Origin of the sequence: uncultured Metabacillus sp. (assembly GCF_947503125.1) — a bacterium.
Classification (GTDB): domain Bacteria; phylum Bacillota; class Bacilli; order Bacillales; family Bacillaceae; genus Metabacillus.
This window is the reverse complement of record NZ_CANNCR010000151.1, coordinates 1-1,331: the sequence shown is the minus strand read 5'-3', so window position 1 is coordinate 1,331 and position 1,331 is coordinate 1. Positions and strand designations below refer to the sequence as shown.

1 protein-coding gene is annotated in these 1,331 nt (G+C 37.3%); it reads left to right on the top strand.

Annotated features, from left to right (window positions below; genetic code table 11):
* Positions 1 to 195 precede the first annotated feature (195 nt).
* A protein-coding gene (locus Q1B07_RS26575; RefSeq protein ID WP_299095795.1) for an IS3 family transposase occupies positions 196 to 1,313 on the top strand; the annotation gives its coding sequence in 2 pieces (ribosomal slippage) (positions 196 to 439 and positions 439 to 1,313; 1,119 coding nt in all).
* The last annotated feature ends 18 nt before the right edge of the window (positions 1,314 to 1,331 follow it).

Here is a 1,331-nt window from a genome sequence, read left to right as displayed (position 1 = left end):
CCTTAGAACGGGAAAGAGTGATACTAGTAACTTTATATGGAGGGGTGGGTATGCTAGCCTGCTAGGCAAGCCAGCGATCCTTTGGGAGCTGGTTGCCTGGCTGGAATGAGCATACCCACAGAGGCTCCATGTCAAGTTACGGATACCTGCACTCCACTCGTAGTCTGCTACGTACCAGTTAAGGAGACTGATAATATGGGAACAAGACGAACATTTACAGATGAGTTTAAGGCACAAATGGTTAAGTTATATGAAAGCGGTAAGTCAAGAAAAGACATTGTAATGGAATATGAATTAACACCTTCTGCCTTAGATAGATGGATTATTCAAAGCCAAGGAACAGGTTCATTTAAAGAAAAGGATAACCGTTCACCTGAAGAAAATGAATTAATTGAATTACGTAAAGAAAACAAGCGTTTACAAATGGAGAACGATATTTTAAAGCAAGCAGCGCTGATAATAGGACGAAGGTAAATGTGATTAGGCAAAATGCCCACAAGTACCCTGTATCAGCAATGTGTAAAGTCCTACAAATCCAGAGAAGCACCTATTATTATGAATCAAAAGCTAGGGAAAACAATGATAATGAATTGACCATTACCATTACTGAAATATTTCATAAAAGCCGTCAAAATTATGGCACTCGTAAGATTAAACAAGAGTTGAAAAAACAGGGTTTACAGGTATCTAGAAGACGTATTGGACGTATCATGAACGAGAATGGACTAGTATCCAAATACACAGTTGCCCAGTTTAAACCACATGTTGAAAAGCCAAATGAGTCAGCGGTAAAAAATGAACTAAACAGGAAATTTAATCAGAATACCCCTCTAGCTGTTGTAGTGAGTGATTTGACATATGTAAGGGTCCAAAATTCGTGGCATTATATATGTTTATTTGTCGACCTTTTCAATAGGGAAATCATTGGATTTAGTGCAGGTCAAAATAAAGATGCCCAGCTTGTGTATCGTGCTTTATCAACGATTAAAGTTGATTTACGAAAGATTCGTATGTTCCACACAGATCGTGGAAGTGAATTCAAAAACAAAGTAATTGACGAGGCTTTGGAGACATTCGAAATACAGCGTTCATTAAGCTTAAAAGGTTGTCCTTATGACAACGCCGTAGCTGAAGCGACGTTTAAGATAATAAAAATAGAATTCTGTAAGGGGCAAACATTTGAAAGCTTGGAAGAGCTACATAGTAAATTAAGTGAATATGTGGAATGGTTTAACCACGAAAGAATTCATGGAACGCTTGACTATCTAAGTCCCATTGAATATAAAAATATTCACCTTAAAAAAAGTGTCTAGTTTAGTGTTGACATACCA